The sequence below is a fragment of the Bacillus sp. GbtcB14 genome (genome assembly GCF_019091205.1).
Lineage (GTDB): Bacteria > Bacillota > Bacilli > Bacillales > Bacillaceae_G > Bacillus_A > Bacillus_A cereus_AG.
In genome coordinates, this window is record NZ_JAGXJT010000002.1 from 224,163 (window position 1) to 251,130 (window position 26,968).

Consider the following 26,968-nt stretch of genomic DNA (forward strand, 5'->3'; position numbering starts at 1 on the left):
CAACTTACTAATGTAAAACCCTTTTATTTCCTGAAAAATAAAAAAAATCTGAAACGAATGGATTTTCGCTTCAGACTCTTTTATTACTTTACATATACCTCATCTAACAAATGTAAAAACTCACCTTGTTTCCCGGCTAATTCAGGGCATTTTGCAATATCAATCCATTCGTAGCAAAATACTAAACCCTGATCTTCCTCACCAGCACTTACAATATGTTCCCAATCATCTTTTACATCTGTTAATAACGTTACATGGAAGAAATGACGTTTTTGATATTCTTTTTTGTCTTTCACAAGTATGATGTAATCGGATAGGAATCTTTCTATGCATAAATGGCGTAATCCAGATTCTTCTTGTACTTCACGTAAAAGTGCTACTTCTAACGTTTCCCCTTCGTCAACTGTTCCCCCTGGTATTTGTATACCAGCTTCAGGTATATCACGATGTTTAAAAACGAGCAGTTGCATAACTCCTTCTTTTTCTCTTGTTACATATGCGTGTACTTTTTTCTTATATAACACCGTCATAATCCTTCTCTCCCCTCAATTGTTCACTCTGTTACTTCTTCAAGTGTCAGTTGATTTTCATATAAATATGTAGCTTGTGGATTTCCCACATACCTCACATGCCATGGTTCATATCGATAACCTGTAAGCGATTCTTTCTCTTTTGTATATCGAATGACAAAACCAAATTTATGGGCATTTTCAGAAAGCCACTGCCCTTCTTTCGTTTCGCCAAAAATTGTCTCTAATTGAAACTTAGCAGATTGCGATGTAATATCCATAGCAAGCCCCGTTTGGTGTTCACTCGTACCAGGAACTGCACTCGACATTGCTGTTTTTGCTTCTCCATCTTGTTTTTTATACATCGTATTTAATGCTTTTTGTCGATCAAAAGATCTAAATCCAGAGACTGCAAATAAAAAAATACGCTCCTTATCAGCTTGCTGAAACATTTCCTCCAGCGCCCCAGCTGCCTCTTTCCTCATTTTTTTCTTTTCTTGATCACCTTCACTTGAGTAACGTACTTTCGGAATAACTAAATCTGGCGGTCTATACCCATCTGGTAAACGCCTACTTTTATTCACAAGCACAAGCATCGAATTTGGATTACTAATTACCGCAATATCTCCATCCATATTCGCAATCGTTTCTTTCGCTTTCGGAAATATGTTATTTACATTTACCTCGCGCGCCTGCTTATCCTTATACATTTTATAATTGATTCCCGCTACTCCAACAATGAGTATCATCGCTACGATACCAAGTAGTGTCCATCTTTTTTTCATATAACGACCTCTTATTTTAATAATTTGGCCATTTCATACTCATCGATGTTCTCTCCATCGATAATAAGAGCAGCTCTTTTGACACCTTCTTTCTCAAATCCAGCTTTTTTATATAGTGTCTGAGCTCTTGTATTGTGGGCCATTACCGTTAATTCTAAACGCCATACATCATGTAATTTTGCCCACATCTCAACCTCTTTAAACAATCTCGTCCCAATACCTCGCCCGCTATATTCTTGCAAAATACCAATTACAATACCTGCTACATGCCTTTTTCTTTGAATATGATTTCCATTCACTAAAATAAACCCTACTATTCTCTCTTCTTCAACTGCTACAAATATTGTTGCATATTCATTTTCTATAAAGCGATGAATCATTTGTTCTTGTTGCTCGACTGTAAATGTTCTTTCTCCTGGTTCGTATAACATAAATTTCGTTTCTTCGTCTAGTTGCTTACTTAATTGCAAAAATGATGCTGCATCTTCTATTTTGATCTCCCTAATCACTTCAATCACCCTACCAGTTTCATAATAAAAAGTTTTCCTTGTAAAAAGATTTTCTCTACTTTCCCGAAAATCCCTTTGTAAATCTCCCAGTATAATTTGACAAATTTCGATATTACTATAACAACGACAAATTATGTCTATTCTGTGACGCCTCATCATTACAAAAAAAACGCAAGCATTACACTCACGTTTTTTCAGACTCTCCCACTCATTTATGTTTCACTTTATCCATTCACCTTTTCCGCCTGCCAGAAATATTCACCAAACGCTTTAGCAAGTACATCAATCGATCGATTTAGTTCTTCCTCTGTATTATCTACGCCACCAACTTCAATTAATATCGCTTGTCCTGATAAGTCTTGATTGTAGACACCATTTCCTGTTTGGAATCCTTTTTGAATGACTCCACGACTAACGCCTGGATACTTCTTACTAAGCGTCTCATGTAAAGCTGTTGCTAATTGTAAGTTTTTTTCATAGTTTTTGTTGCCTTTCCCTACTACAAACGCAAGCTTTGCATATGATTTATCACCAATTGCTTTTGTCGTGACATCTTTCCGAGCACTATCACGATGTAAATCAAAAAAGTATTGTAGTTCTTTATTGCCGGCCATTGCTTCTTGCACGATTTCCCGTGACATTTTGTAAGAACTATTACTATTTAACCCTTTACTAATCAACTTTTGACCGACATCAGTCTTATCGTTAGTAGCTCCGATCCCTTCACTTTCTAATTGTTCACGAAATCGGTCGCCGACTATTGAAATATTCGTGACGGAACTTGTCGCTTTATTCGGATTTGGATCGTTTGCTAAATTTAGTAACGGCAAATAAGATTCCCAACTATGCGAATGATAAATAAACGCAACTTGTCTTTTCCCTGTCGTTTGAGCCGGTTGCTTTTTCTCTTTGTTCGTATCCGGCTTTGGAGCCTGTCCACCTTCTCCAGTCCGTTCTTTCACTACTTCTTCAAGTGGGACGCTCGACTCTATCGGTAAGTTAGAATAATTTGTCCCTTCACCCGCAATAACAATTTCTGTATCGTACTTACCAAAACCAGGTAGCTCTTTGCCGACAAAACTGCGTACATCGTTAAAACGAATATTCGTAGCCATAGAAAAGAGAAACGAAGAAATTGAAAAATTTTGATTTAAATTTCGATATTCCTGTGTAAAATAATGATTCTCTTTCCCAAGAACATACATGTAACCATTCATCGATAACTCATTTAACCAATTATATAAATACGTTGACTTTGTCTCTTTCATAGAAGTTACCATCATACTAATAAGAACAAAAGTCGCTAGTACTGTAGCAATAATAAATAAAACTAACTTACGTACACTCGTGAACTTCACATAAAAAAAGCCTCGATTCATACTATCACCCTCTCTATTTCAAGTTATGTACAAGCTCTAGAGAATAGACCGTCTAAATTCCGGCTATATTGTTAATGAGGTGAAATGAATTGAAGCTACTAATAGGAACATTACCCATTGTACTATCATTTATTTTTTATTGGCTTGCTAAGCATCCTACAATCCGTGTTACGTTACATATTTCAGCGTACTTAGCACTTTATATACTCGGTACAATTATTTCTATTCATATATATGATGTTTTAATAAAAAATTTAGTTTTCATGACAAGCATTCATGGAATTTTATTAAATCCATTTTTTCTTATCTCAGGAGCGTATATAGGGATATACACTTTATACTTACTTTTGTCTTACATGATTACAAATATAAAAAATGGAGCGTAATAATATGCAACCACCGTTCATCTGTCATACATGTAAAAAAAGAATTGCGCGAAAGAAAGATCTTATTACTGCCACATGGTACTTCCGCTTTTATGTATTTCACAGTGATTGTTTTAAACGCCAACAAGTGTTCATCTCACGATTTATCCCTGTGAATACACTTTTTAATTTCTTTCTTATTATATATGGACTTATTTTTGGCAGCATTCTTATGGTTACAGAACCATCTATCATATGGCTGATTTTCTTATTTCCCATTTTATATCGGTTTCTTTCCTATTATTATGTTGAACGTTTTTTCTCTACATAACGTGTAGACTGTCCTCTAGGAATACTTAAACATTCCCACTCATTTTCTTTTAACATCTTCCCAATGTAAATAATCTGTCCAATATGCAAAGCATAATGAGCAATTTGTCTTTCAATTGCTTGCATGACAGTATGTGCTTCACCGCGAATATATACCGTCTGTAATAAATGTTCCGGCGTTATCACATGCATCGTTTTAAAAACATATTCCCATCCTTCATTCCATGCTGCGAGAACATCTTCCTTAGAATGATACCCACCTTCAAATTCAGCATCTCGGTTACGATCTATTTTTTCACCATCAGACGTTAAAAAGTCCGTCCATCTAGAACGCATATTACCATGCAGATGCTTTATAATAACCGCTATACTATTTGTTGCTTCATGAGAAGACCATTCAATCTGTTCATATGATAATTGTGAAAGCACCCGTTCTCCTTGCTTCTTTGTTGCTTCAAAATTCGAAACGGCACATTGTAGATATTCTCGTCCGATATCCATATTAGCCCCTGCCTTTACACTAACTAATTTTCGTTCCATTTGGTAATTCCATATTAGGCTGAAGTAATACGACATCACCCGCTTCAGGTACTCCTCCTAAAACAAGCACTTCTGATTTAAATCCAGCTACACGTTTTGGCGGAAAATTTACAACAGCAACGATTTGCTGACCGATTAAGTCTTCTGGGGTATATCTCTTCGTAATTTGAGCACTCGACTGCTTAATTCCAAGCTCTCCAAAATCAATTTCTAGTTTAATTGCTGGAACTCTAGCTTTTTTAAATTCCTCTGCATGTGTTACAGTTCCAATTCTTACATCCAAAGTTAAAAAATCTTCAAAATTAGCCATTTTATCATTCCTCCCATTTATTACTTAGACAAAATACAAAAATCCCCTTTAAAAAAAGAAAGGTGCCTAAGCACCTTTCTTTTGTAGTTCACTTGATTCATTTGATTTATAGAAGAAGAAACCGAGAATCCCGCCAATACATGATGGGATTAACCATCCTATTCCTTCTTTATATAATGGTAACATTTGTAATACGTTAGAAATCGCGTCAATTTTAATTTTCGCACTTTCTAAACCGTTAAAGAAACTAATTAATAATGCGCCTAAAATCGCTCCAATATAAATGGTATTACGCTTCCCAATCCATTTATGGAAGTAAGAAAGTACGATTAATACGATTGCGACTGGATAAATGATCATTAGCACTGGTAAAGTAACTGCGATTAATTGTGTTAAACCTAAGTTAGATACAATTAGACTAAACACACATACCATCGTTACAATCATTTTATGCGAAAGTTTTGGGAATAAGTTTGTAAAAAAGCCCGCACAAGCAGATGTTAATCCAACAGAAGTTGTTAAACAAGCGAGTATAATAACAAGTCCTAATAAAATTTTACCACTTGTTCCATATAACTCATTTACAACATTCGTTAAAATAAGTCCACCATTCTCCGATACCCCAAGTGATGTACTTGTTGAACCAAGATAAGCAAGTGATAAATAGATTAACGTTAAACCAAGTACAGCAATAATACCTGATACTACTGTTGTTTTTGCAATTTGACTACTCTCATTTATCCCTTTAGAGCGGATAACTTGTACAACGACAATTCCAAATACGAGAGCACTAATTGCATCCATCGTTAAATATCCTTGTATAAATCCACCAAAGAAAGCATTTTCTTGATATGCCGCTAGCGGCGCAGCTGGTTCTCCAATCGGATCAATAATTGCCTTTCCGACAATAACAGCAACAATCAATACTAACAATGGTGTAAGAAATTTTCCGAACCAATCCACTAATTTAGATGGATTTAATGATAAATACCACGTTATTCCGAAGAAAACTATTGTGAATAGAAATAGCATGTACCATTCTGAAACCAATGCCTCTGATAAAAATGGCTTCATACCCATTTCAAATGAAACGGCTCCCGTACGCGGAATCGCGAAAAATGGTCCAATCGCTAAATAACTAATCAATGGGAAAATAAACGCAAATATAGGGTGAACTCTAGAAGATAGCGCTTTCAAGTCCCCCTCTACAAACGCGACAGCTGTTACAGCTAATAGGGGTAATCCGACTCCCGTTACAAGGAATCCAATTGTAGCAACCCAAACATTCTCTCCAGCTTGTTGCCCTAAAACAGGTGGGAAAATTAAATTTCCTGCTCCTAAAAATAGTGCAAATAACATTAAACCAATTGCTACCGTATCACCTGGCCTTAAACGTCCCTTCATACTTTTCATTTGCATAGCACTTTTTCATTGTTTATCTCTATTTTCACAATATGCTATGCATCCTCCTCTCTGCTCAAGATGATAAAATATGCCCCTTACAAAGCAGTGTCTTTCTCCATAATTTCTCCATTCCCCTTAATTCTTACTCTAACTATTAATTTTTGATTTTTTTGAATATTTAACCCATTAGAGTGGTATTGCGTGGAGTATAGTTGTCAGACCTCTTTGTTTTTATCACACATATAGTAACATATTTGGTTGAAAAATAAAAACATATTTTCAAATTGATTTTTTTGAAAATCAAAATTATCTACATTTTTTATTCTTTTACACAAATATTGTTACAATCTCTTCTTTTATCCTATCGTTATTTTCAAATAATTTTATACGCGTAACATAGCAAAAGCCATCCAACATAATTAGATGGCTTTTGTATGTTATTCTATCGTTTCAACTTCACGTGGATTTTTCATCTCTTCCACATACACAACTCTAAATCCATGATCTTCTAAATCTTTCAATAAAGTCTCTAATTCACGGTCATTAAACTCTTCTCCTAATGTAAACATAATTCTACGAACTAATAAGGCATCATTATCAAAAGTCATTAAACTTTGGATACCTGTATATTTTTTTAATACTGTCGATAATTTTTGAATGGCCCCATTATAATCTTGTGTTCCAATCATGACAGAATATTTACTAGAATGAACCCCCCAAGCATCTTCTAATAACTCAAAAACTTTTTTATGCGTTAAAATTCCAAGGAAGACTCCTTTTTCATCAACCACTGATAAATAAGGTAATTTTTTTATTGTAAAAAATACTTTAAAGAACGAAGAATCTTCTCTGACATATCCTTCTTTATCGTTTAATAATTGTAATACACTCTCTTCCAGCGAACCTTTATATTCTAAAATATCTACTTTATATATATTCCCTAAATATTTCTCTTTTTTTTCATCTAAAACTGGTACACAACGATAGCCAGTTTTATTTAAATGCTCCAGCGCTTCCCCTATTGTAATTGAACTTGAGCAAAATAAAACTTCCCTTTTCGGCACATAATTCCCTTTAATCCTCATAAACAGCCTCCTTATGTTAAAATACTTTCTGTGCCATAACTATATTATATTTTCAGAAAAAAATAAATAATTTATTTTATTTTTCTGAAAATTGTTCATTTTCTTGTCATAATTTATTCACGTTTCATTCACCTATGTCCCCCTACTATATCAAACATTCTCTCTAAACTTCTTTAAGAAAATATATTGTAACTTACGCCGAAAAAAGCTAAAATAAGAATAAGAATTTTCTGAATATTCTAAGAGCAGGTGATTACATGTCTTTATTGCGCTCACATATTTGTAAATTTATAGTTGGTGTTCTCATTATATTTATCATTAGTCCTATTCCTGCATTATTCATTACACATAAATATTCATACTTAACTGGCTTTATAAGCATTTTTCATAACTTCGCACAGCTTTCTTCTATGACAATTCCAAAGATTGATTGGATGCACGAATCTATCTTTTTCTCAGCAAATCAGATGGTACATACTTCTAATCATTCAACGCCGTTATTCCCTTACATATGGGAAATATATTTTTTATCGATTGTTCGTTTTACCTTTACTCTTGCAATCGGATTCTTCATCAGTTTAGGGATTGGCCATTTATTTTTTAAAGCACCTCATTCGGTTAAGAAGTTTACTTCTTTATTAAAATGGATTCCGTACTCTTTTTGTACTGTATTATTACAATGCTCAGTCTTATTACTACTTCTATACATCGCAAAATTGATAAAACTTCCTTACTACTCATCTTTTATCATCGTTTGTAGTACTTCCATGGTTATCGTTATGCAAGCAATAAAAAAATGGATTCCTTTCTTAAGTAAAACAAATGAATATGAAATAAAACAATCTTCTTTCCTTGTAGATACATTATTTTTGGCGCTTACCTCGAATCATAAATCTATTCTAGGCTCCATTATTCTTTCATTCGTTTTTATGGAATGCGTTTTTCACGCAAGCGGACTATTGCAATTTATCGTTCAATTCGGCGGAAATACACCTGTTATTGTTACAATTAGCTTATTACTTTTGTATATCCCGTATTGCATACTCTCATTCCTTCAAACACTATGGACGACAAATCACGTTAAACAACAATCATACACTTTAACGAGAAGTATTCCAAAACCTTAATTTGAAATAACCCTCTAGAATCTGAAAGTAGGGGGTTATTCCTTTTGTATAGCGGACAAAATAACAGCAAATTCAAAAACTATTGCAGAAACATACCAATATTTACCCTTTTTCTTTGACTATTCTTTTCGTTTGGATTTATTATAAAAGTATAACATAATTGCAGGAGGTGACATCTTTATTCCAAACTACGGAATAGAGAACACACTTGGACATATTAAATATTTTTCTCATCTTTGTACTCATCCTTATTTCCGGCTTTTTCGTTGCATCAGAATTCGCTGTTGTAAAAGTACGAAAAAGTCGAATTGACCAACTTGCAAACGAAGGCAATAAACAAGCTTTAGCTGCAAGAAGTGTCCTATCTAATTTAGATGTTTATTTATCAGCTTGTCAGCTCGGGATTACGATTACTTCTTTAGGGCTTGGTTGGCTTGGTGAACCTACTGTGGAACATTTACTACGACCGCTCTTTGAAAAGATTAATATTACTGGAACAATGGCGAATACTTTATCCTTTATTATTGCTTTTAGTTTTATTACATTTTTCCATGTTGTATTAGGTGAATTAGTTCCAAAGTCTTTCGCCATTCAAAAAGCAGAAGCAATCACACTTAAGTTTGCACGACCACTTATTTTATTTGATAAAATTATGTATCCATTCATTTGGCTACTTAATAGTACGGCAATCTTTTTCACAAAACTACTCGGTTTAGAGCCTGCGAAAGAAAATGAACTTGCCCATTCTGAAGAGGAACTACGACTTATTTTAGGTGAAAGCTTCAAAAGCGGCGAAATAAACCAAACCGAATATAAATATGTAAATAATATTTTTGAATTTGACGACCGGGTCGCGAAAGAAATTATGGTCCCTCGTACAGAAATGATTTGCTTATCTACTGAAAGTACGTTGGAAGAAAATATGGATATCGTCGCAACTGAAAAGTATACACGCTATCCGATCATCGAAAAAGATAAAGATGATATCATCGGTATGATCAATACGAAAGAAATATTTCATGATCAAACGAAAGGCATTCATAAACCACTTGAATCTTACATACATCCCGTACTAACGGTATTTGAAACTGTTCCAATTCGCAAAACATTAGTACATCTACAAAAGAATCGTGTTCAGATGGCAATCGTTATGGATGAATATGGTGGTACTGCTGGGCTTTTAACAATGGAAGATATTCTTGAAGAAATCATTGGAGAAATTCAAGATGAATTTGATGCAGATGAATCACCTATGATTGAAAAACGTACGCCGAAGCTTACTGTTTTAGATGGGAAGGTGCTCATTTCTGAAGTAAATGATATATTTGGCCTACATATTGATGATAGCGATTTAGATACAATTGGAGGCTGGCTCCTCTCTCAAGCAGTTGACTTAAATATTGAAGCTGGTTATTCCATTGAATTTGCCGGTTTTCAATTTAAAGCACTAGAACTTGATGGACATCAAGTGAAAAAAATTGCGGTACATAAATTAGACACGAAGAAGGAGTTATAAAGTGACAGTATTATTAACAATATGTATCATTGCCTGTTTCATTGTTTCATTTCTCGCCTTTATTTATCCTATCATTCCAGGCATCCTTGCTGTCTGGGCCGGATATTTCATTTACCATTTTGGTATAAATGGCGGAGAACTAACAACTTCCTTTTGGATTATTCAAGTCATTTTCACACTATTCATTTTCGTTGCTGATTTTATTGCAAATGGATATTTCTTAAAGAAATACGGGAGTTCTAAATCGGGAGAACGTGTCGGTATGCTTTCTATCATTGTCGGATCTTTCTTCTTCCCACCATTCGGTTTAATTATCATACCGTTCTTATCGGTATTTATTACAGAACTCATGCATAAAAAAGCGCCAAAAGACGCCTTTTTAGTAGGAGTCGCTACTGTAGTTGGTTTTTTAAGCAGTACAGTAGCGAAAGCAATTCTCCAAATCATTATGATTATCATCTTCTTGTGTTATATCATCTTTTAACCATCCCGACTTCGGGATGGTTTTTTAATATGCAATACCTACTCGACTATTTTCATATATGTTTTTCTTACATAGATCCCATGCAAAGTGTGCTGTATCACCCACTGTAATTTTCGATCCACCTTCTGGCAATATATCTTTTTCAGTTCGATATACCTCTGTCGCCTCACCATCTATTAAATGTGTCGGACAAACAACTGTCCAACATAAATTATTACTATTATTTAGTACCTTATATGCAGCCAAATGATCTTCTGCTGCTGTTGTCGTTTTCCTTTTTGATTCCGTTGATTGAAAACGATATAAATTTAGATCTGTTCTTGCTTGTAAAATACCAGCTGTTCCTATTGTAATGATCTTATGAACCCCTACTTCTTCCATTTGCTTTATAATATGTGGCATACTCTTCGCTAATGTTCCATTTTGATCCGTTCCAAGCGCACTAATTACTATATCGCTTCCTTCTATCGCTTTCTTTATATCATTTTCGTTCAATACATTACCTTCTATCACTCGTAACCTTTCATGCTGTATTTCTATTCTATTTACATCACGCGCTAATGCAGTCACTTCAGCTGAATCCTTTAATGCTAAATTAATTATGTTTGAACCTACTCGTCCTGTTGCTCCCAATATACATACTTTCATTTGTTTTCCCCCTCTTTCCTTCTTTCTCTATTTTTCAATAATCTTAATCAATTTACAACAAAAAAGCTTCCTCATTTATAAGAGGAAGCTCTATTATTATTTTATTTCTTTTCTTTAGAATCCGTAGACTTCTCAGTTCCACTTGTTTCTTTATCCTTTTTATCCTCTTGTTGTGTTGTTGTATCGTCTTCTTTCTTTTTGTCCTCACCTTTACTACAGCCTACCATTAATAAAGAACTTGCAAGTGCCATAGCAGTTAATGATTTAACCCATTTGTTCATTTGCGTTTCCTCCTTTAGATAGAATATGTACAACCCCATATTACTCTCTATTTTTAAAGGAAAGATTGAAAAATAGTAAATAAACGGTAAATATTTGTAAATTTTCTGATAATAAACATAGCTACCTAGTCTTTTTCTCCATGAAAAGTAAAAAACTAAGGCCCTATCTTTCCGCCTTAGTTTCTTATGCAAACTTCTCATTTTCATATACATGTTTGATCTTATACTCTTTCTTCACAACATATTGCCATACACTATAGGCGTAACGGTTCATTTTCAAAAAGCAGTTTTCTAAAAAAGAGCGGAATTCTGGATTTGCAACTTCAACTGCCACTTGAGCAAACTTTAGTGCTAACCGTTTTAAATGCGAAATATAACAAGTTGCAATATAAATATCCCCTGTATATTTACTATCAGTTTCCTTTTCCATTTCATGAAAATGAAATGGAATTGGTTCACAAGTTATTTGCTGTACATTCTCTCCTTCTTGAAAATTCACTTGTTCATTATATGCTTGCAACATATATGGCAAATGAAGCTGTAATAGCTCCTTTAATTCTTCGTCTCTTACCTCTCCTGTATACTCCCCAACCTTATATATAAGCATATAACTATATCTCATTAATTCTTTCATACAATCCATGAAAGTGCCTCCCTTCTCTTTTGTCTATATGCTATAAATATGATGCTATAACATTTGCTATTCTTGCTAATAACCAATCCCATTTACTAATTTTCTCAAAATCTTCTTCCGAAAATCTTTTTGATTTATGGAAGTCTTCTTTTAATCTGTTCCATACGTCAGCAACAACTGTTTTATCATATATGACACAGTTAGATTCACAATTTAAATAAAAACTTCTATTATCAAAATTCGCTGTACCTATATCAACGACTTCTCCATCAATGATTGTTACTTTCCCGTGAAAAAAACCATTTCGATATTGATAAATCTCCGCTCCAGCATGGTTCATCTCTCTCAAATACGGATAGGCAGCTTGTTTTAACAATACTGCATCACTTTTAAATGGTACGAGAATTTTCACATTGACACCGCGGTTTAATGCATCTTTTAACTCTTTCATCATTTCTTTACTTGGTACAAAATATGGCGTAGCAATAACTAAAGACTTTTTAGCCTGCTTTAAAAGCGCTCCATATTTTCTCCATAAACCTTTTCCATCTGAAAATAAATATTGATATTTCACATTCCCTATTGCAGGTAAACTCTCATGTACAGGCATTTTTTCTCCCGTATCTTCTTTCCAGTCAGCAGCGAATTTTCTTTCCATATCCGTTGCGCCATTCCCATTGACTCGTACATGATAATCACGCCACGGACCAAATTTCGGATCTTGTCCAAGATACTCCTTTCCAATGTTAAATCCGCCGATGTATGATACTTTTCCATCTATCGTAACAATGCGTCTATGGTTCCGTTGATGCAGCGAATAGAATATACGTTGTAGTTTAGGCTTTTTACTAAACGTAAACTGGACACCATTACTTTTTAGTTGACGAATTATCTTTTTCTTCAGCTTATATCCACCTATTCGATCAACTGACAATTTTACTTCTACTCCACTCGATGCCTTTTTCTCAAGCAACTGCAAAAACTCTTTGCTTATTTCATCTTTACCTACAATATAAAAATGGACATATATGTACTTTTCTGCATTACGTATATCCTCAAATAATTTCGTATATAACTCTTCACCGTTCGTATAAAGTTGAAATTCACCTAATCGAACTTGTCCTAATTCATCTTCACTAGCCATTTTTTTCCCCATTTCCACATCGATGTTCATCCAAATGAATACACCTATTAAACAAAGGATTACAACGAAAAAGTGTTTCATGGATATTTTCCTTTCTCCACTTACTGTTATTTCTATATCTTCCCTTTTTTAATACATTATCATTCAAGAAAATGCGTCATTACATGATATATGTCCATATCAAACAATAGCTCATTTGCATATTGTATGTTGTATCTTAAAATAAAAGGAGGAAATAACAATGGGCTTCGCACATGGTAATGGATTCGCGCTATTAGTCGTATTATTTATCCTCTTAATCATCGTCGGTGCTGCTTGCTTCTGCTAAGTAGCTATCGTCAGATGATATGTGGATGAAAAAACTATAAAAGCGGACACCTATTTTTAGGTGTCCGCTTTTCATATGAAAACATTTCGGTCTGTTATAATACCGTTAACGACTACAAATTCAACTCAAAAAGTTAGTAATGTAGCTACTTTCTTACTCTCTGCCTTACGTATATGACGTTGTTCGGCACGTAATACTGCAATGCGATGTAATTCTTTCTCTTCTTCTGTTTCAGGGATTACTCGCGGCACAGGAACTGGATTATTCTCCTTACTAAGCGCAACAAAAGTAACAAATGACGTTGCTGCTATACGCTTCTCACCTGAAATTAAATCTTCTGCTACTACCTTCACAAACACTTCCATCGAAGTTCTACCCGTCCAAATTACAAAGGATTCATAACTAACACAATCTGAAGAACGAACAGGATGTAAGAAATCTACCCAATCCATAGATGCTGTGACACATTCTTTTCTTGCATGCCTCGTTGCTGAAATAGAAGCAACCATATCCATCTCGGCTAATATCTTTCCACCAAATAGCGTATTGTGATCATTTAAATCTGTTGGAAATACTCGGCTCGTTTTAAACACTCTAGACTCATTAGCTGTTTTTCCCTTTACTTCAGTCATTATTATCACCCCTTTGATTATTTAATCCGCTATTTGCAGACATTAAGACTCCCACTACAAGGTTCAACTGGAGCAAAGAAGTTCAAGTAAGAGTTCCATCTCCCATGAACACTAGAACAGTATGAGCTTATTATCACTACACGTTTAATATTAACAACATTCAGAACTCTTAGTCCACAAAAAAGAACCGATGTGATCAATCGGCTCCTCTAAATACATATTGTTCTTTTGGCTGTTCAACTTTATTCCATTTCGTTACTTCTAAAACAGGGATATTCGCATGGAACGGCTGATAAAATTCAGTAGAAATTTCTCCCTCTATTTGAATCCAATCATCATTTTTCCATTCTACCCCTTCTGGTTTTTTCACTAACATACCATATACACCCGAATCCGCTACACAATGTATAATACCGAAGCGGAATAAGAAATATTGTTCTTTTTTAGACGAATCATCCTTGAACACAAACCCTTTAAAAGATAATTTTTTCCCAGTAAATTCGCCAGGATAATTATAAATCGTTTCCATACCTTTTAAGAAGTCCTCGTCTTTTAAAGCAATATTGTCTTTCGTAACAAACTCTTTCTTCCCTTTTTCCATTACACCACGGTATCCTTCTTTTCCGTAATAAATACTCGTGTCCGGTCTTAGAAATTGCCTTGTCATAAACGGATCTTTACTTTCTGCTTGTGCTACTGGAAAATGAAATCCCTTCGCTTTAACAATATCCGAATCTAGTGTCGCAATCGGGAAAAATAATCCTGAGACAATTGGAAAACAGAACAAAGTATACGAAAATGTTCGTTTCCACCATGTATTTTCATCTTTTGAATGGTCGTGCCCACAATGACTATGATCACATCCGCAATTGTGCTGTTCTTTTTCTTTTTCTTTTTGATGCTCTTTTTGGAAAACGATAATAATTTGTACAATCGTTAAGAAACCTAGAATAATTGCTGCTGTTTTTGATAAATAGGCATACTTCATATTGATATACTTCGTAATATTACCTGAAATATGAAGCTGCGCGATTAAGATTGTAAAACCTAATAATATATATGCTCGAAACATAACCTACCACCCCATCGCATAAATGAGTAGTGAGCTTGCATAAACAACAAGTGTAACTGTAACTGTAACGACAATTACAAATTTCGTTTTAAATGTCGCAAGCATCATAAACATATTTTTAATATCCACCATCGGTCCGTATACGAGGAACGCGACAAGTGATGCTGTTGAAAATGTACTTTGGAATGACGAAGCAATAAATGCATCCGCCTCTGAACAAAGTGATAAAATGTAAGCTAGTCCCATCATAACAGCTGGTGAAGAAAACGGTCCTTGTCCTATAGCAAGAAGTGTTGAAGTTTGCACGAACGTTTGAACTGCAGCTGCAATTAACGCACCTAACACTAAATATTTTCCCATCGAGAAAAATTCCTCAACAGCATGCGTACATACATCCCACATTTTTTTACGTAATGGACGCTTATGATTCACTTCTGGGAAGTGATCATCTCTTAATTGATGTTCTTTAAACATAAATGATAATATAATTCCAACGATAATTGCTACGATAATCGCTACAATAGAACGATACCATACCATGTGCATACTACTTCCGAAGGCAACGTATGTTGCAAATAATACGACCGGATTAATAATTGGCCCCGTTAACATAAATGCAATCCCGGCATATGGCGGAACCCCTTTTCCGATTAAGCGCCTTACAATCGGAACAATTCCACATTCACAACCTGGAAACAACATACCTAAAAAAGTAGCCATTAAAACGGACAGAAAACGATTTTTCGGCATCCATTTTGCTACCATATCCTCTGTCACAAACATTTGAATAAATCCTGAAATAAATACACCAATAAGCACAAAAGGAAGTGCTTCGATCAATATGGAGATAAAGATTGTATTCATCTGCAGGAATGCTTTCGGTAATTGAAACAATTCCATGATGTATTTCCTCCAACTTTTCATTAACAATATGTAATTTTAACCCCATTTTATGAATTGGACAAGACTTATACGGAATTCACTCCCTTCATATACATTACATTTTATAAGTTATATTCTATTCAAAACTTTGGATTTCATAGCAAAAAAGCTGCTCTAGCGCAGTTATACAACTATGCTAGAGCAGCTTTCTTATCGTTAAAAGTAACGTTTCTTCCAAAATACAAATGCTAAAGCGCAAGATAATGTTAAACATATTATAAGTACAATTACAAAACCTTGAGCCTCACCTTCAAAGGGAACCTTTACATTCATTCCAAAGAAACTAGAGACCATTGTTGGTAACGATAAAATGATTGTAATAGACGTTAACAGTTTCATAACACTGTTTAAATTATTCGATATAACAGAGCTAAAAGTATTCATCATTCCACTTAAAATGTGACTATATATTTCCGCCATTTCAATAGCCTGTTTATTTTCGATTAATACATCTTCTAATAAATCTTGATCGTCTTCATACATTTTTAAAAATGTACTATTTCGCATTAATTTTTGAATTACAATTTTATTCGCCTTTAATGATGTTGTAAAGTATACTAAACTTTTTTCAAGGCCTAACAATGTGAAAATCTCTTTATTTTTCATCGACTTATTTAATTGATGCTCTAAATCGATTGTTTTTCTGTTAATTTGCTTTAAGTATCTTAAATAATAAGTAGAAATCGTATATAAGAGCTGCAGTGCAAAGCGTGTCTTTTTAAACGTATAAAATTCTTTAATACGTTGATTAATAAAACGTTCAAAAATTGGGTTTTCTTCTAAACAAATTGTCACGAAGCAATCTGGCATTACAATCATACCTATTGGAATCGTGTCATAAATCGAATTTCCTTCTTCATCATGTCTAACTGTTGGAATATCCACGATTATTAAAGTATTATTGTCTTCCTTTTCAATACGAGAGCGTTCTTCATCATCTAAAGGGTCTTTAATGAAATCTAAGTCTACATTTAAAGTTTGTACTAGATATTGAATTTCTTCTTCCGTTGGATGAAGTACATTAATCCAGCAACCCTTTTGCATTTCCTCAACCTCTTGTAGTTTTCCGTTTCGGTCTGTTAAATAAATATTTAACATACTATCACCCCGATTCTTTTTACATGTAGGAATCTACCTCTCTTACATAACAGTTTTTGAACCGCCATTCTCAGCATATGAAACATACGTTTAAATTTCAATAGAAAAATTATTTTGAAAACGTTTTTATAAGAAAAATATTATAAACAAAGAAAAAGACAGAGTGCTCTCTGCCTTAAAAAGCTTATGTTGCCTTTATAACATATTTAGAAAGCATCCACAAGTTAAAGCCCACTGAAATCGTATAACCAGCGTATGTTGAAATAATAAAACTTACATAATCGAAATACGGAAGCAATACGATATTTAAAACTATCTTCACAATAATACCAATTACTAATCCTAGCACTGTTTTCTGTTGTTGATTAATTCCTTGTAACATCGCAGCTGTTACTGTAAAAAGCGAAAATAGTATACAGGCAGGAGCATAATACTGTAAAATAACTCTCCCCATCTCCGGATCATTTCCGGCACCAAATAAAAGAGTATATACTGGTTTTGCTAACAACATCATTCCAATCGCCGCTGGTACCGTAATACCTACTACTAATACATTCGTCCTCGTAAAATGTTTGTACAGTAACTTCACATTCCCTGCTGTATAGGCTTTTGTCATCTCAGGTACGAGAGACATACTAAAAGCAGTCGCAACGGAAACCGGGATAAGTACAACCATCTGGACAAGACCAATTATCGCATTAATCTTCTCCGCTTCTCCTTGCATATACCCTATTTGTATAAGTAGTTTATTAATTGTAAATGTATCAATCGTCTGATACAACGGAATTGCTAAACCAACCACAACAAAAGGTATTGAATATGTAAAGAGCTCCTTGTACAGCGAGAAGAAAGATTTTGTTGTTTGCGGTATACTTGCCATCTCTTTTTTCTTTAAGTGCTTTCTCCTTCTTATATAATACGCACTTAAAACTGTTAATCCACCTATCGCTCCCATAAAAGCACCGAACGTTGAAATACCAACAGCTAGCGAGACAGAAGCTTTTAAAATATATAAAACGACAAAGCTTCCTATTAATATGGTTAAGACCCGAAAAAATTGCTCGACAACTACACTTAGAGCAGAAGGCCCCATCGATTGAAATCCTTGAAAGAAGCCCCTTAATAAACTCATTACTGGTACAAGTATTAACGCAAAACTTACAATTTGAATATTATTAGTGACAGCTGTTATACTATTCCCCGTTTGATCATTTCCATCGATTACAAGTTTAGCTAAATGTGGAGCTAATATATATAGCGCAAAACATGAGATGACTCCCATTATTAACATAAAAAAGATACCACTCTTAAGTACTCTCTTAACGGTATGATAATCATTCAGTTGATCATATTTTGATACCATTTTTGAAACTGCAAGTGGTAGTCCCATCGTCGCAATGCTGAGCATAATCGTATATGGACGATAAGCATACGTGTATAAAACGTACCCACTCGTACCGACCATTGCTGTAAACGGTATAACATATATAAATCCTAACATTTTAGATATCATCGTTGCCATCGTTAAAAATATCGTTCCACGTATAAACGGTGACCCTTTCATCACATTCCTCCGCTACGCTTTATTATTATACATTATGGACAACTCTTTTTTTTTAGAACCGAACCGAAACAAATAAAAAAAGCCAATGAACAATCATTGACTTTAACGCGCTGCTTTTTTCTTTTTGAAATACTTTAAACCGAAGTATAGAGCAACAAAGAGAACAGCTCCTATAATTATGTAATGTGTGTAATCAGATGCATACTCTTTAATGTGTCTCCAATTTCCACCAAGCTTTTCACCTAAGTATATAAATAGTATTGACCATGGAATAATCGCAACCACAGTATACAGTGTAAATAGTTTTAATGGCATCTTAGCTAATCCTGCTGGAATAGAGATTGCATGACGTACGACTGGGATAAAGCGTGCAGAAAAGATCACTCCTGCTCCGTAACGCTTAAACCAACCTTCCGCTATGTCTAAATGGTGTTTATTAATAAGTAGATATTTCCCATATTTCTCTACAACTGGACGCCCTCCATAGTACCCAAGCCAATATAAAAAGATTTGAGCTAACGTACCACCGATTGTTCCAGCAATAACTGCACCAACAAAACTAATTTTACCATCCGCTACTAAAAATCCAGCATACGAAAGTACGATTTCACTCGGGATAATTTCAATCATTAAAGCTAGCGCTACTCCAAAGTAACCTAAGCTTGCAAAAAATTGCAATAACTGATCTATTATGCTTGCTAACATTTTATTTTCTATCTCCTTTTTTCTTCACATACCATCCCATTATTACATAAAGGTCGCATTCTGCCAATATCTTCATTCCAACAATATTATTGGCATAAGCATGATTAATCTATTAATGTTTCTTTCTCAGGTTCTTTCATGTAGGCAAACATTTCTTTAATTTGCTCTTCTGTATTTCTAGCAATCGATAAATTAGGCAATTCATTCTCGCCAAAAAACTCCACATCTTCTGTTTCAATACTAGTTTTCTTTTCGCCACCAATAATCTTACAGCTAATAAAAATTTTATATACGTGTGTTGCTGAAGGCGATGGTTGATGTTTTTCTTTATCAAATATAGCGAGTAGCTTAAAATCATCTACTTCATAACCCGTCTCCTCTAAAACTTCTTTTGCTGCTACTTCTGTTGGCGTATAACCGATATCGGCCCATCCACCTGGCAATGCCCATTTCCCATCACTTTTTTCTTTCACAAATAATAACTTTTCATTTTGAAAAACGACTGCTCTTATATCAACTTTAGGTGTTTGATAGCCTGTCTCACTTGCAAATAACTTCTCTACAACTTCCCAATCTGCCTTTGTGTAATGTGACATCATCGAAATGGAAATATCCCGTAATTGTTGGAAACGCTCTATATCATACACATCTTTAGAATACGTTAAACCCGCTTGGGCTATAGCTTGTATTTGTTTTACCCAATCAATCCATTTTACCTTCATGTTTCCACATCCCCCATACTCTTTTAAGTGAATAGTAAGTCAGTTTTGTTGATACATCTTTATTATACAAAAAAAGAGATTGATAATGTTCCAATCTCTTTCAAAATTAATCCAATTCATGTAAGTGGTCTTGTATATACTTTCTTCTTTTATTTATATATTCATCGATCATATCAGCTTCTTGATCAAATGTTTCTAATTTTTCTTTCATATATGGATCTTGTAGTAAATATGGACGAATCGATTCACACAAACCTTCTACTTTCGGCATCATAAACGAAACAGTAAATTGTTCTTCTAATATTTCTTCCAAAATACTTCGGTATTGCTTTCTAAATACAGGTATATCTAACAATCTTGCACTTAACGTATTATAACCTTGAATACGAATATATTCATGATTAAGCGGTCTCCCTTGTACATCTCGCCCCCAAGTCGCATCATAATCCCACGGTATCACTTCAAATAAATTTGTTTCATCATTATGATATAGTGCATAGTTATGAACGAAACCATCAAAGTTTTGTGTAAAAATAACGCCAGCTAACCACCTTAAATATTTATCGACATTTAGAAACTTCCCAATTTCTTTTTCATAAGCTTCCCTCGACAAAGCATTCGCTTGAAAGACAAATTCACTCAGTTGTTCTTCACTATTTTTATTCGAACATTTAAATTCATAACCCGCAAAGAGCTCGGTCTTCACATCTTTATCTCTCTCACTCATTAAAGAAAAATTCGCATCATCATCTATCGCATAATAAATAGAGCCACTTGGTAATCCTCTATTTTTCAAAAAGTTTTCATCAACTGATTCTAACTGTAAATATACACCTTGAATTTGACCATTAATTTTTATAAATACATGTTGTGATTTTGGTGAAAGCACACCAATATCGTGAAAAAAGTCTAAAGATAATTTATTTCGTATGAGAGACGGATCCATAAACTCCGAATTTAAATGAAACTCTTTCGCACCTTGAAATTTTTTTGGTTTATAAAACATAACATGATAAGATTTTTTCTCAAATTCACGAATATGAGCACCTCGGTATACGATATCAATGTCATACTTCTTTTTTCCATAAGTTAATTTTGCTGGCACTGGACTATCTGACCAAATGTCTTTTTTCAATTCCACTACGTACATTGGATGAATAAAAAAATCATATGAAGGTAGCATATTTTCTCATCCCTTCTCAGTTCTCTTCATTCAATGTATGCGCCTTGCCTTGTCCATACATCCGCTATCATCTATTTATATAAAATTACACTCTTGTCCTGTTCAGAAAGACTTCATATCTCATATCATGTTAAGGAAAAAGAATACCTTTTCAACTTAATACATGATAAGGAGGATTTCTATGAAACGTGATATTAGAAAAGCGGTTGAAGAAATCAAAAGTGCTGGGATGGAGGATTTTTTACATCAAGATCCAAGTGCTTTTGAGTGCGATGATGATAAATTATCTCATGACCGATGTACAACTGGATGTAAATGTACAACTGGGGGTAAATGCCCAAGAACAAGATGTACTCGAGTGAAACATTGTACGTTCGTTACAAAATGTACGCATGTAAAAAAATGGACATTTGTTACGAAATGTACTCGTGTACGCGTTCAAAAATGGACGTTCGTTACGAAAGTAACGCGTAGAAAAGAATGCGTTTTAGTTACGAAAGTGACGCGTAGGAAGCATTGTACGTTCGTTACAAAATGCATACGCTTTGAAAAGAAATTTTTCTGGACAAAACGAAGTTTCTGTAAAAAGTGCGAATTCTTCCCGCATAGAAACGGTCACTCTTGCGATGATTCATGCGATGACGGGCATAAGTGGAATGATTGCAAAGGCGGACATAAATTCCCATCTTGCAAAAACAAGAAATTCGATCACTTCTGGTATAAAAAACGTAATTGCTAGTTTTTATGCCTACAAAAAAAGGCCGTTTTGCGGCCTTTTTTACTTTTCTTGAAAATGACTTATATCTGCGAATTGCTTCACATTGCCATTACCTTCTTCAAATTCTATTACGCTAAGACTAGCACTATGCATAAATGGATCATCCCACACATTTTCTATTTCAATACCCGCAAAATGTCCTACAAGTAGTTTTGCCGCTGCCGCATGGGAAACAATTAATATACTTTCTCCTTTATGCTTTTCTAAAAGAAGCTGTATCCCCTCAATTACCCTTTTATAAACAGACTCAAAATTTTCTCCTGATGTTGACTGAAAAAGATGTGGCTCATACCAAAACAATTGTATTTCGTCTGGATATTGCCTTTCTATATCATCGACTGTCTGTCCTTCCCATATACCCATGTTAATCTCATAAAAATGCTCATCCGCGATTATCGGTATATCACGTTCTCCCTTTATTAACTCTGCAGTATGAAGGGTTCTTTCACTCGGACTACTATAGATCGCATCGATAGATAAATCTTTCATTCGCTCTCCTAATTGCTTCGCTTGTAGCATACCATTTTCAGTTAAAGCAGAATTTTTCCGCCCTTGCATTCGCTTCGCTACATTCCATTCCGTTTCACCGTGCCTTGTTACATATACAGTTGTTTTCATTTCTCATTCCCCCTTACCATGTTGGCCGCAATTCCCACGGTTCTACTCGTCCTACAATCCATTCATCACATTTACTCTCAATTCCTTTTATTACCCCATCCGATATTTCTTCATGGGTAAGCCATCTCCCGTACGTATCTTCTAATATAAAACCTAATATTATTGTATGGTAGCTACACCGCGTACCTCCTATTCTTTGTGCGGGCATACGCGACGCTTCACTACCTAAAATATGGAAAACGTTGCATATTTCAGACGATAAGTCTAATTCTCTACAAATGAGTGATAACGTCCCCTTCGCACTTGCGTGTATCCATGCGATAACTAATGTTATTGGGCCATTCCGCTCAATTGTGCTTTTAATAGCTAGCTTTATATCGTCGTCATTATGATAATCTAACGAAAGGCATGTGATACTTTCTGGTGCAGCACTCTCCCGCTTAACATTTTCTAATTTCACTTCATCTCGTCCAATAATAGAAACATGCAACCCTTGCTCACAAAGCCACATAGAAACTCTCTTTAGCATTCCTGTTCCGCCAATTACTAGCGCATGCAACTTCTTTCCCCCTTAGTAAAATGCCATGTGAGGTTTATCTTCTTTATAGTAATTAAGTCGGTCTTGCAATGTCCCTGAATGAAACTCAAATTTATGGCCGTCAGGATCAATAAAATAGATAGACTCACAATCCCTTACATTCCGTTCTCTTCCTTGTAAAATATGAACATCGTTTTCTTCTAATCGCTGCAGTAGACGTTCAAAGTCTTTCTGTTCAACTGAAAACGCAATATGCGTATAAGATTGATGAATCTCATTTCTCGGAATATGTGTTTCTTCATTAAGTGCTACCCATACCCCACATATATTGAAATATGCGAGTTTTCTTCCTTTAACTAATAATTCTCCTTCTAGTACTTTTTCGTAGAATATAATAGATTGTTCTAAATTAGACACTGAAAAACAAAGATGATTGATTCCCTTTAACAACTCTAGTTCCTCCTATACAAATAAAAGATGAGCGAAAATTCACTCATCTTTTATTATACTATTTTTTTGTAACATATGCCCATTTATAACTAAAGTCCCCACCGAACGTATGATTCGCAATACCTTTTACGTATGGTTTCTCTAAGTATGCTGTACTTTGTTGGTACGTAGGAGAAATCGCAGCGTCTTGACCAATTAAGATTTTTTCAGCTTCCGCAAGTGCATTCCAGCGTGCTTTATCATCCTTTAATAACTCTCCTTTTGATTTCGCTACTAAATCATCATACTTCGGGTTAGAATAATCCATTTCATTAAATGAGCTTCCAGTAACAAACATATCAATATAAGTCATTGGATCTGGATAGTCCGGACTCCATGCCGATAATGAGAATTCATATTCAAATTTCTTTTCTAATTCTAGCTTCTGCTTATATGGTTGTTGTTTCAAATTCACTTTAATACCAGGTAAATTTTTCTCTAACTCTTCTTTAATAAAGTCGCCCACTTTTTTACGGCTACCGTTATCATCATTTAGAAATTCTACTGTAATTGTATCTTGGCCAAGCTCTTTCTTCGCTTCTTCCCATAATTTTTTTGCTTTTTCTGCATTGTCTTTACTATCACGGAAATTTTTATTTACAGAACGGAAATCTTTCCCATCTGGTCCTGTCGTAAATTTCTCAGGTACTAAGAAATATGCTGGTAATGATCCGTCATTTAAAATAACATTGGCAATTCCTTTTTTATCGTATGCCAGATCAATCGCTTCACGAACTTTTTGGTTTTTAAACGTTGCATTTTTTTGGTTAAAACGTAAGAAATACATACGTGGATCTAACTTCGTTTTAAATTCATCTGGCTTATTCTTTTTATATTTATCAACGAATTCAGAACTTAAAATAACTCGATCTGCTTGATCACTATCATATAAATTTACTCCCGTGCTCGTTTCCTTCACAATATTCACATTAATTTCTTCTAACTTCACAGTATCTTTATCCCAATAATTAGGGTTTTTCTTTAACTGATAACTTCGTTCATGTTTCCATTCACTCATCGTAAATGGTCCATTGTATAATAGTTTATCTGCTTCTAATGCATATTTATCCCCTTGTTCTTTCACATATTTTTCATTTAAAGGGAAAAATGTTGGGAATGAAGTAAGTTCAAGGAAATACGGTGCTGGTTGTTCTAATTCTACTACTAACGTTTTATCATCCTTCGCTTTCACTCCTAATTGATCTAACGGTAATTCTCCTTTATTTACTTTCTGTGCATTTTTCACATCAAATAAAATGAATGCATATTCTGCAGCTAGTGCTTTATCTAATGTACGTTGCCATGCATATACAAAATCTTGCGCTCGAACGGGATCGCCGTTTGACCACTTTGCATCACGTAATTCAAATGTATATGTCTTTTTATCTTCACTAATCTTCACATCTTTTGCCATACCTGGAGTTGGCTTATTATCCTTGTCCAAACGATATAACCCTTCCATTGCATTGACAAAGGCACGGAATGATACAGAGTCTGTCGATTTTGACGTATCCATTGAAGGAATTTCTGCTGCTTCTAGTAAGTTTAATACTTGCTTATCTGCTGCTCCCTTACCTGCTTCTTTCTTCGTTGTAGATGCCTTCTCCCCATTTCCGCAACCTGCAATTAATACACTAGTTGATAATGCAACTGCAGCAATCGTTGTTACCTTTCTCTTCATTCTTCCTTCCCCCAATCTATATGTATAAATGAAAGCCAGTATAATATATATTATTATACAAAAGATTCAGATTATTTCAAATATTATTTTTGTACAGTAAAAAAAGAAGCGGATAGAACACCCTTCTATCCGCTTCTTTTTCTATTGCTTTTACTTGTAATCCATCCTCTATGTCAAATGGATTTTGAACTTTAAATATTTCGTCCATTATCTTCAAAAACTCTTCCTCATTTTTAGATTCTCCATTAATTGTAAGTGAGTACGGCTCAATCTCACCCAATTTATAATCAACAACAAACTGGATCGTCACCTTTTTCCTTGGCATATCAGGACTTTCTCCTTGAAACTCTACCAATTCTAATCCTTCGGTGCCACGATAATATACCCAACCTGGATTTCTAAAATAATTTTCAAACGATTCACCAATTGAAAAGAACGGATAATCATATAGTGAGCCTGCACGGACCTTTTGAATAATATCTCGATCAGTCGGGAAAAAGAAATGGCTGAAAAAGATACTAGCAACTGCTAAAATCGTAACAATTGTTGCTCCCATTTTACTCGTTCCACCACTATCACGAATGAGATACTTCTCAACCGATTCATCTTGAATCTCTCGTGCTTTTATTCGATATATACGCCTTTCTGCAAATTGATAATATAATCCATTCGCAAAAATCGCCATTCCAAATAAAATAAAAACAAGTAATAGAAACGTTAGAGGCACCATATTAATGATCGGCAGTGCTACGTTGAAACCCATATAATAAGAAAATGCATCGCATGCTAGTAATAACAATACAAACAAAGCTGCAGGTACATAATACTTACGATATCCAAGCCAACCTACATTAAAAATAGCTGCCCAACCATTCCAGCTCCACCTAGCAATCCGCTTATCTTCAAGCTCCCATTTCCTTTTGTAATACGGATATTGTCTCCCTACATATACTTCTAATTCCTTGTCTATTAGCGAGCTTCCTTCACCTTGTTCATTATGCAAGGTCCGCTGGCAACTTTCACAATTCAACTGATTTCCCTTGCAAAGTTGCCCACAATTTATACACTTCAAAACAATCCCTCTTCTCATCCATACGTCATTTCAAAATACCTTCGTGTTTTAATAACCACTCTTTCCTCCATAAACCACCCGCATACCCAACAAGCTTCCCGCTCTTTCCTATTACACGATGACACGGAACGATAATTGAAATTGGATTACGACTATTCGCTCCTCCTATCGCTCGTACAGCTTTCGTATTTCCGACTTTTTCTGCAATATCTAAATATGAAGCACTTACGCCATAAGGAATAGTATAGAGCGCATCCCATACATTTTTTTGAAATGCTGTTCCCTCAGCAGACAGCGGGACCGTGAACTCTTTTCTTTTCCCCTTAAAATATTCATCTAGCTCATTTATACATTGATCTATCGTTTCATTTTTATATTCTTCTTGTCTCTCATCAACAAATATAACAGACGTAATTCCTTTATCGTTCGCTGTAATTTCAAGCAAACCTAATTCACTTTCATAATAAGCCTGGTACATATGTCATCCTCCAATTCA

33 protein-coding genes are annotated in these 26,968 nt (G+C 34.7%); 7 read left to right on the forward strand and 26 right to left on the reverse strand.

From position 1 onward, the window contains the following. Nucleotides 1-83 precede the first annotated feature (83 nt). The 4 genes from KVT31_RS06135 to spoIIP form a co-directional block, all read right to left on the reverse strand. Entirely contained in the window at nucleotides 84-530 is a 447-nt protein-coding gene (locus KVT31_RS06135; protein ID WP_088096159.1) for an NUDIX hydrolase, read from the reverse strand. A gap of 23 nt (nucleotides 531-553) precedes the next feature. Next, nucleotides 554-1,294: a M15 family metallopeptidase gene (locus KVT31_RS06140; protein ID WP_088096158.1), complete on the reverse strand. Its 741-nt coding sequence runs from the start codon at nucleotides 1,292-1,294 to the stop codon at nucleotides 554-556. 11 nt (nucleotides 1,295-1,305) lie between these two features. Next, entirely contained in the window at nucleotides 1,306-1,803 is a 498-nt protein-coding gene (locus KVT31_RS06145; RefSeq protein WP_140392431.1) for a GNAT family N-acetyltransferase, read from the reverse strand. A gap of 224 nt (nucleotides 1,804-2,027) precedes the next feature. Next, on the reverse strand, nucleotides 2,028-3,182 hold the full coding sequence (gene spoIIP, locus KVT31_RS06150; RefSeq protein WP_088096156.1) for a stage II sporulation protein SpoIIP: 1,155 nt from the start codon (nucleotides 3,180-3,182) through the stop codon (nucleotides 2,028-2,030). 89 nt (nucleotides 3,183-3,271) lie between these two features. Here spoIIP and KVT31_RS06155 point away from each other — a divergent pair, with 89 nt between their 5' ends. Together KVT31_RS06155 and KVT31_RS06160 are read left to right on the forward strand one after the other, a co-directional pair. Beyond that, a complete protein-coding gene (locus KVT31_RS06155; RefSeq protein ID WP_088096155.1) occupies nucleotides 3,272-3,568 on the forward strand; it encodes a hypothetical protein in 297 nt (98 codons plus the stop codon). Between the two features lie 4 nt (nucleotides 3,569-3,572). After that, entirely contained in the window at nucleotides 3,573-3,878 is a 306-nt protein-coding gene (locus tag KVT31_RS06160) for a permease (RefSeq protein ID WP_140392430.1), read from the forward strand. Here the strand turns inward: KVT31_RS06160 and KVT31_RS06165 are convergent. The 4 genes from KVT31_RS06165 to cbpA form a co-directional block, all read right to left on the reverse strand. Then, nucleotides 3,851-4,378 (reverse strand): DUF1572 domain-containing protein, encoded by a 528-nt coding sequence (locus tag KVT31_RS06165; RefSeq protein WP_088096222.1) that lies wholly within the window; start codon nucleotides 4,376-4,378, stop codon nucleotides 3,851-3,853. The two genes, KVT31_RS06160 and KVT31_RS06165, sit on opposite strands and share 28 nt — an antisense overlap. A gap of 19 nt (nucleotides 4,379-4,397) precedes the next feature. After that, complete coding sequence (csaA, locus tag KVT31_RS06170) at nucleotides 4,398-4,727, reverse strand: chaperone CsaA (protein ID WP_088096153.1); 330 nt, start codon at nucleotides 4,725-4,727, stop codon at nucleotides 4,398-4,400. A gap of 66 nt (nucleotides 4,728-4,793) precedes the next feature. Then, nucleotides 4,794-6,131, reverse strand: coding sequence for a branched-chain amino acid transport system II carrier protein BrnQ4 (brnQ4, locus tag KVT31_RS06175; protein WP_400787574.1), 1,338 nt, complete (start codon nucleotides 6,129-6,131; stop codon nucleotides 4,794-4,796). 437 nt (nucleotides 6,132-6,568) lie between these two features. Beyond that, nucleotides 6,569-7,216 carry a cyclic di-AMP binding protein CbpA gene (gene cbpA, locus KVT31_RS06180; RefSeq protein ID WP_088096151.1) on the reverse strand — a complete coding sequence of 216 codons (648 nt, stop codon included), beginning with the start codon at nucleotides 7,214-7,216 and terminating at the stop codon, nucleotides 6,569-6,571. A 257-nt stretch (nucleotides 7,217-7,473) separates the two neighbouring features. Between cbpA and KVT31_RS06185 the strand changes: the two genes are divergently transcribed. The 3 genes from KVT31_RS06185 to KVT31_RS06195 all read left to right on the forward strand — a co-directional run bounded on the left by KVT31_RS06185 (nucleotide 7,474) and on the right by KVT31_RS06195 (nucleotide 10,343). Beyond that, the gene (locus KVT31_RS06185; RefSeq protein WP_088096150.1) at nucleotides 7,474-8,343 is read left to right on the forward strand and encodes a hypothetical protein; all 870 of its coding nucleotides are present in this window, start codon (nucleotides 7,474-7,476) and stop codon (nucleotides 8,341-8,343) included. Between the two features lie 208 nt (nucleotides 8,344-8,551). After that, nucleotides 8,552-9,859, forward strand: coding sequence for a hemolysin family protein (locus KVT31_RS06190; RefSeq protein WP_088096149.1), 1,308 nt, complete (start codon nucleotides 8,552-8,554; stop codon nucleotides 9,857-9,859). A 1-nt stretch (nucleotide 9,860) separates the two neighbouring features. Further along, nucleotides 9,861-10,343: a DUF456 domain-containing protein gene (locus tag KVT31_RS06195; protein WP_088096148.1), complete on the forward strand. Its 483-nt coding sequence runs from the start codon at nucleotides 9,861-9,863 to the stop codon at nucleotides 10,341-10,343. Between the two features lie 24 nt (nucleotides 10,344-10,367). Here the strand turns inward: KVT31_RS06195 and KVT31_RS06200 are convergent, their stop codons facing one another. The 4 genes from KVT31_RS06200 to cls form a co-directional block, all read right to left on the reverse strand. Then, nucleotides 10,368-10,991, reverse strand: coding sequence for an NAD(P)-dependent oxidoreductase (locus KVT31_RS06200; RefSeq protein ID WP_088096147.1), 624 nt, complete (start codon nucleotides 10,989-10,991; stop codon nucleotides 10,368-10,370). Between the two features lie 101 nt (nucleotides 10,992-11,092). Further along, nucleotides 11,093-11,272: a hypothetical protein gene (locus KVT31_RS06205; RefSeq protein WP_001045960.1), complete on the reverse strand. Its 180-nt coding sequence runs from the start codon at nucleotides 11,270-11,272 to the stop codon at nucleotides 11,093-11,095. 184 nt (nucleotides 11,273-11,456) lie between these two features. Then, on the reverse strand, nucleotides 11,457-11,915 hold the full coding sequence (locus KVT31_RS06210) for a spore coat protein (protein ID WP_088096146.1): 459 nt from the start codon (nucleotides 11,913-11,915) through the stop codon (nucleotides 11,457-11,459). Between the two features lie 31 nt (nucleotides 11,916-11,946). After that, a complete protein-coding gene (gene cls, locus KVT31_RS06215) occupies nucleotides 11,947-13,131 on the reverse strand; it encodes a cardiolipin synthase (RefSeq protein WP_140392429.1) in 1,185 nt (394 codons plus the stop codon). A 160-nt stretch (nucleotides 13,132-13,291) separates the two neighbouring features. Here cls and KVT31_RS06220 point away from each other — a divergent pair, with 160 nt between their 5' ends. Further along, entirely contained in the window at nucleotides 13,292-13,378 is an 87-nt protein-coding gene (locus KVT31_RS06220; RefSeq protein ID WP_000505094.1) for a YjcZ family sporulation protein, read from the forward strand. Nucleotides 13,379-13,503: 125 nt separating this feature from the next. Here KVT31_RS06220 and KVT31_RS06225 read toward each other — a convergent pair whose 3' ends face one another. From KVT31_RS06225 to cotH, 8 genes are all read right to left on the reverse strand, one after another. Further along, nucleotides 13,504-14,010 (reverse strand): acyl-CoA thioesterase, encoded by a 507-nt coding sequence (locus tag KVT31_RS06225; RefSeq protein ID WP_000141167.1) that lies wholly within the window; start codon nucleotides 14,008-14,010, stop codon nucleotides 13,504-13,506. Nucleotides 14,011-14,206: 196 nt separating this feature from the next. After that, entirely contained in the window at nucleotides 14,207-15,082 is an 876-nt protein-coding gene (locus tag KVT31_RS06230; RefSeq protein WP_088096144.1) for a TIGR03943 family putative permease subunit, read from the reverse strand. A 3-nt stretch (nucleotides 15,083-15,085) separates the two neighbouring features. After that, nucleotides 15,086-15,982 (reverse strand): permease, encoded by an 897-nt coding sequence (locus tag KVT31_RS06235; RefSeq protein ID WP_088096143.1) that lies wholly within the window; start codon nucleotides 15,980-15,982, stop codon nucleotides 15,086-15,088. A gap of 198 nt (nucleotides 15,983-16,180) precedes the next feature. Next, on the reverse strand, nucleotides 16,181-17,122 hold the full coding sequence (locus KVT31_RS06240; protein ID WP_060630554.1) for a magnesium transporter CorA family protein: 942 nt from the start codon (nucleotides 17,120-17,122) through the stop codon (nucleotides 16,181-16,183). 184 nt (nucleotides 17,123-17,306) lie between these two features. Further along, on the reverse strand, nucleotides 17,307-18,686 hold the full coding sequence (locus KVT31_RS06245) for a putative polysaccharide biosynthesis protein (protein WP_087980887.1): 1,380 nt from the start codon (nucleotides 18,684-18,686) through the stop codon (nucleotides 17,307-17,309). 102 nt (nucleotides 18,687-18,788) lie between these two features. After that, nucleotides 18,789-19,391 (reverse strand): undecaprenyl phosphate transporter UptA, encoded by a 603-nt coding sequence (gene uptA / locus KVT31_RS06250; protein ID WP_000881202.1) that lies wholly within the window; start codon nucleotides 19,389-19,391, stop codon nucleotides 18,789-18,791. 104 nt (nucleotides 19,392-19,495) lie between these two features. Then, a complete protein-coding gene (locus KVT31_RS06255) occupies nucleotides 19,496-20,113 on the reverse strand; it encodes an NUDIX hydrolase N-terminal domain-containing protein (RefSeq protein WP_088096142.1) in 618 nt (205 codons plus the stop codon). 106 nt (nucleotides 20,114-20,219) lie between these two features. Next, the gene (cotH, locus tag KVT31_RS06260) at nucleotides 20,220-21,296 is read right to left on the reverse strand and encodes a spore coat protein CotH (RefSeq protein WP_088096141.1); all 1,077 of its coding nucleotides are present in this window, start codon (nucleotides 21,294-21,296) and stop codon (nucleotides 20,220-20,222) included. A gap of 181 nt (nucleotides 21,297-21,477) precedes the next feature. Here cotH and exsB point away from each other — a divergent pair, with 181 nt between their 5' ends. After that, nucleotides 21,478-22,035: an exosporium protein ExsB gene (gene exsB / locus KVT31_RS06265; RefSeq protein ID WP_088096140.1), complete on the forward strand. Its 558-nt coding sequence runs from the start codon at nucleotides 21,478-21,480 to the stop codon at nucleotides 22,033-22,035. A 39-nt stretch (nucleotides 22,036-22,074) separates the two neighbouring features. Here exsB and KVT31_RS06270 read toward each other — a convergent pair whose 3' ends face one another. The 6 genes from KVT31_RS06270 to KVT31_RS06295 all read right to left on the reverse strand — a co-directional run bounded on the left by KVT31_RS06270 (nucleotide 22,075) and on the right by KVT31_RS06295 (nucleotide 26,950). Next, nucleotides 22,075-22,692: a phosphoserine phosphatase 1 gene (locus KVT31_RS06270; RefSeq protein WP_088096139.1), complete on the reverse strand. Its 618-nt coding sequence runs from the start codon at nucleotides 22,690-22,692 to the stop codon at nucleotides 22,075-22,077. 13 nt (nucleotides 22,693-22,705) lie between these two features. Continuing rightward, nucleotides 22,706-23,251, reverse strand: a complete 546-nt coding sequence (locus KVT31_RS06275; protein ID WP_088096138.1) for a short-chain dehydrogenase — start codon at nucleotides 23,249-23,251, stop codon at nucleotides 22,706-22,708. 12 nt (nucleotides 23,252-23,263) lie between these two features. Continuing rightward, complete coding sequence (gene fosB, locus KVT31_RS06280; protein ID WP_088096137.1) at nucleotides 23,264-23,680, reverse strand: FosBx1 family fosfomycin resistance bacillithiol transferase; 417 nt, start codon at nucleotides 23,678-23,680, stop codon at nucleotides 23,264-23,266. Between the two features lie 58 nt (nucleotides 23,681-23,738). Then, a complete protein-coding gene (locus tag KVT31_RS06285; protein WP_088096136.1) occupies nucleotides 23,739-25,400 on the reverse strand; it encodes a peptide ABC transporter substrate-binding protein in 1,662 nt (553 codons plus the stop codon). A 76-nt stretch (nucleotides 25,401-25,476) separates the two neighbouring features. Next, nucleotides 25,477-26,490 carry a DUF2628 domain-containing protein gene (locus tag KVT31_RS06290; protein ID WP_088096135.1) on the reverse strand — a complete coding sequence of 338 codons (1,014 nt, stop codon included), beginning with the start codon at nucleotides 26,488-26,490 and terminating at the stop codon, nucleotides 25,477-25,479. 7 nt (nucleotides 26,491-26,497) lie between these two features. Beyond that, nucleotides 26,498-26,950 carry a methylated-DNA--[protein]-cysteine S-methyltransferase gene (locus tag KVT31_RS06295; RefSeq protein ID WP_088096134.1) on the reverse strand — a complete coding sequence of 151 codons (453 nt, stop codon included), beginning with the start codon at nucleotides 26,948-26,950 and terminating at the stop codon, nucleotides 26,498-26,500. Nucleotides 26,951-26,968: the final 18 nt, after the last annotated feature.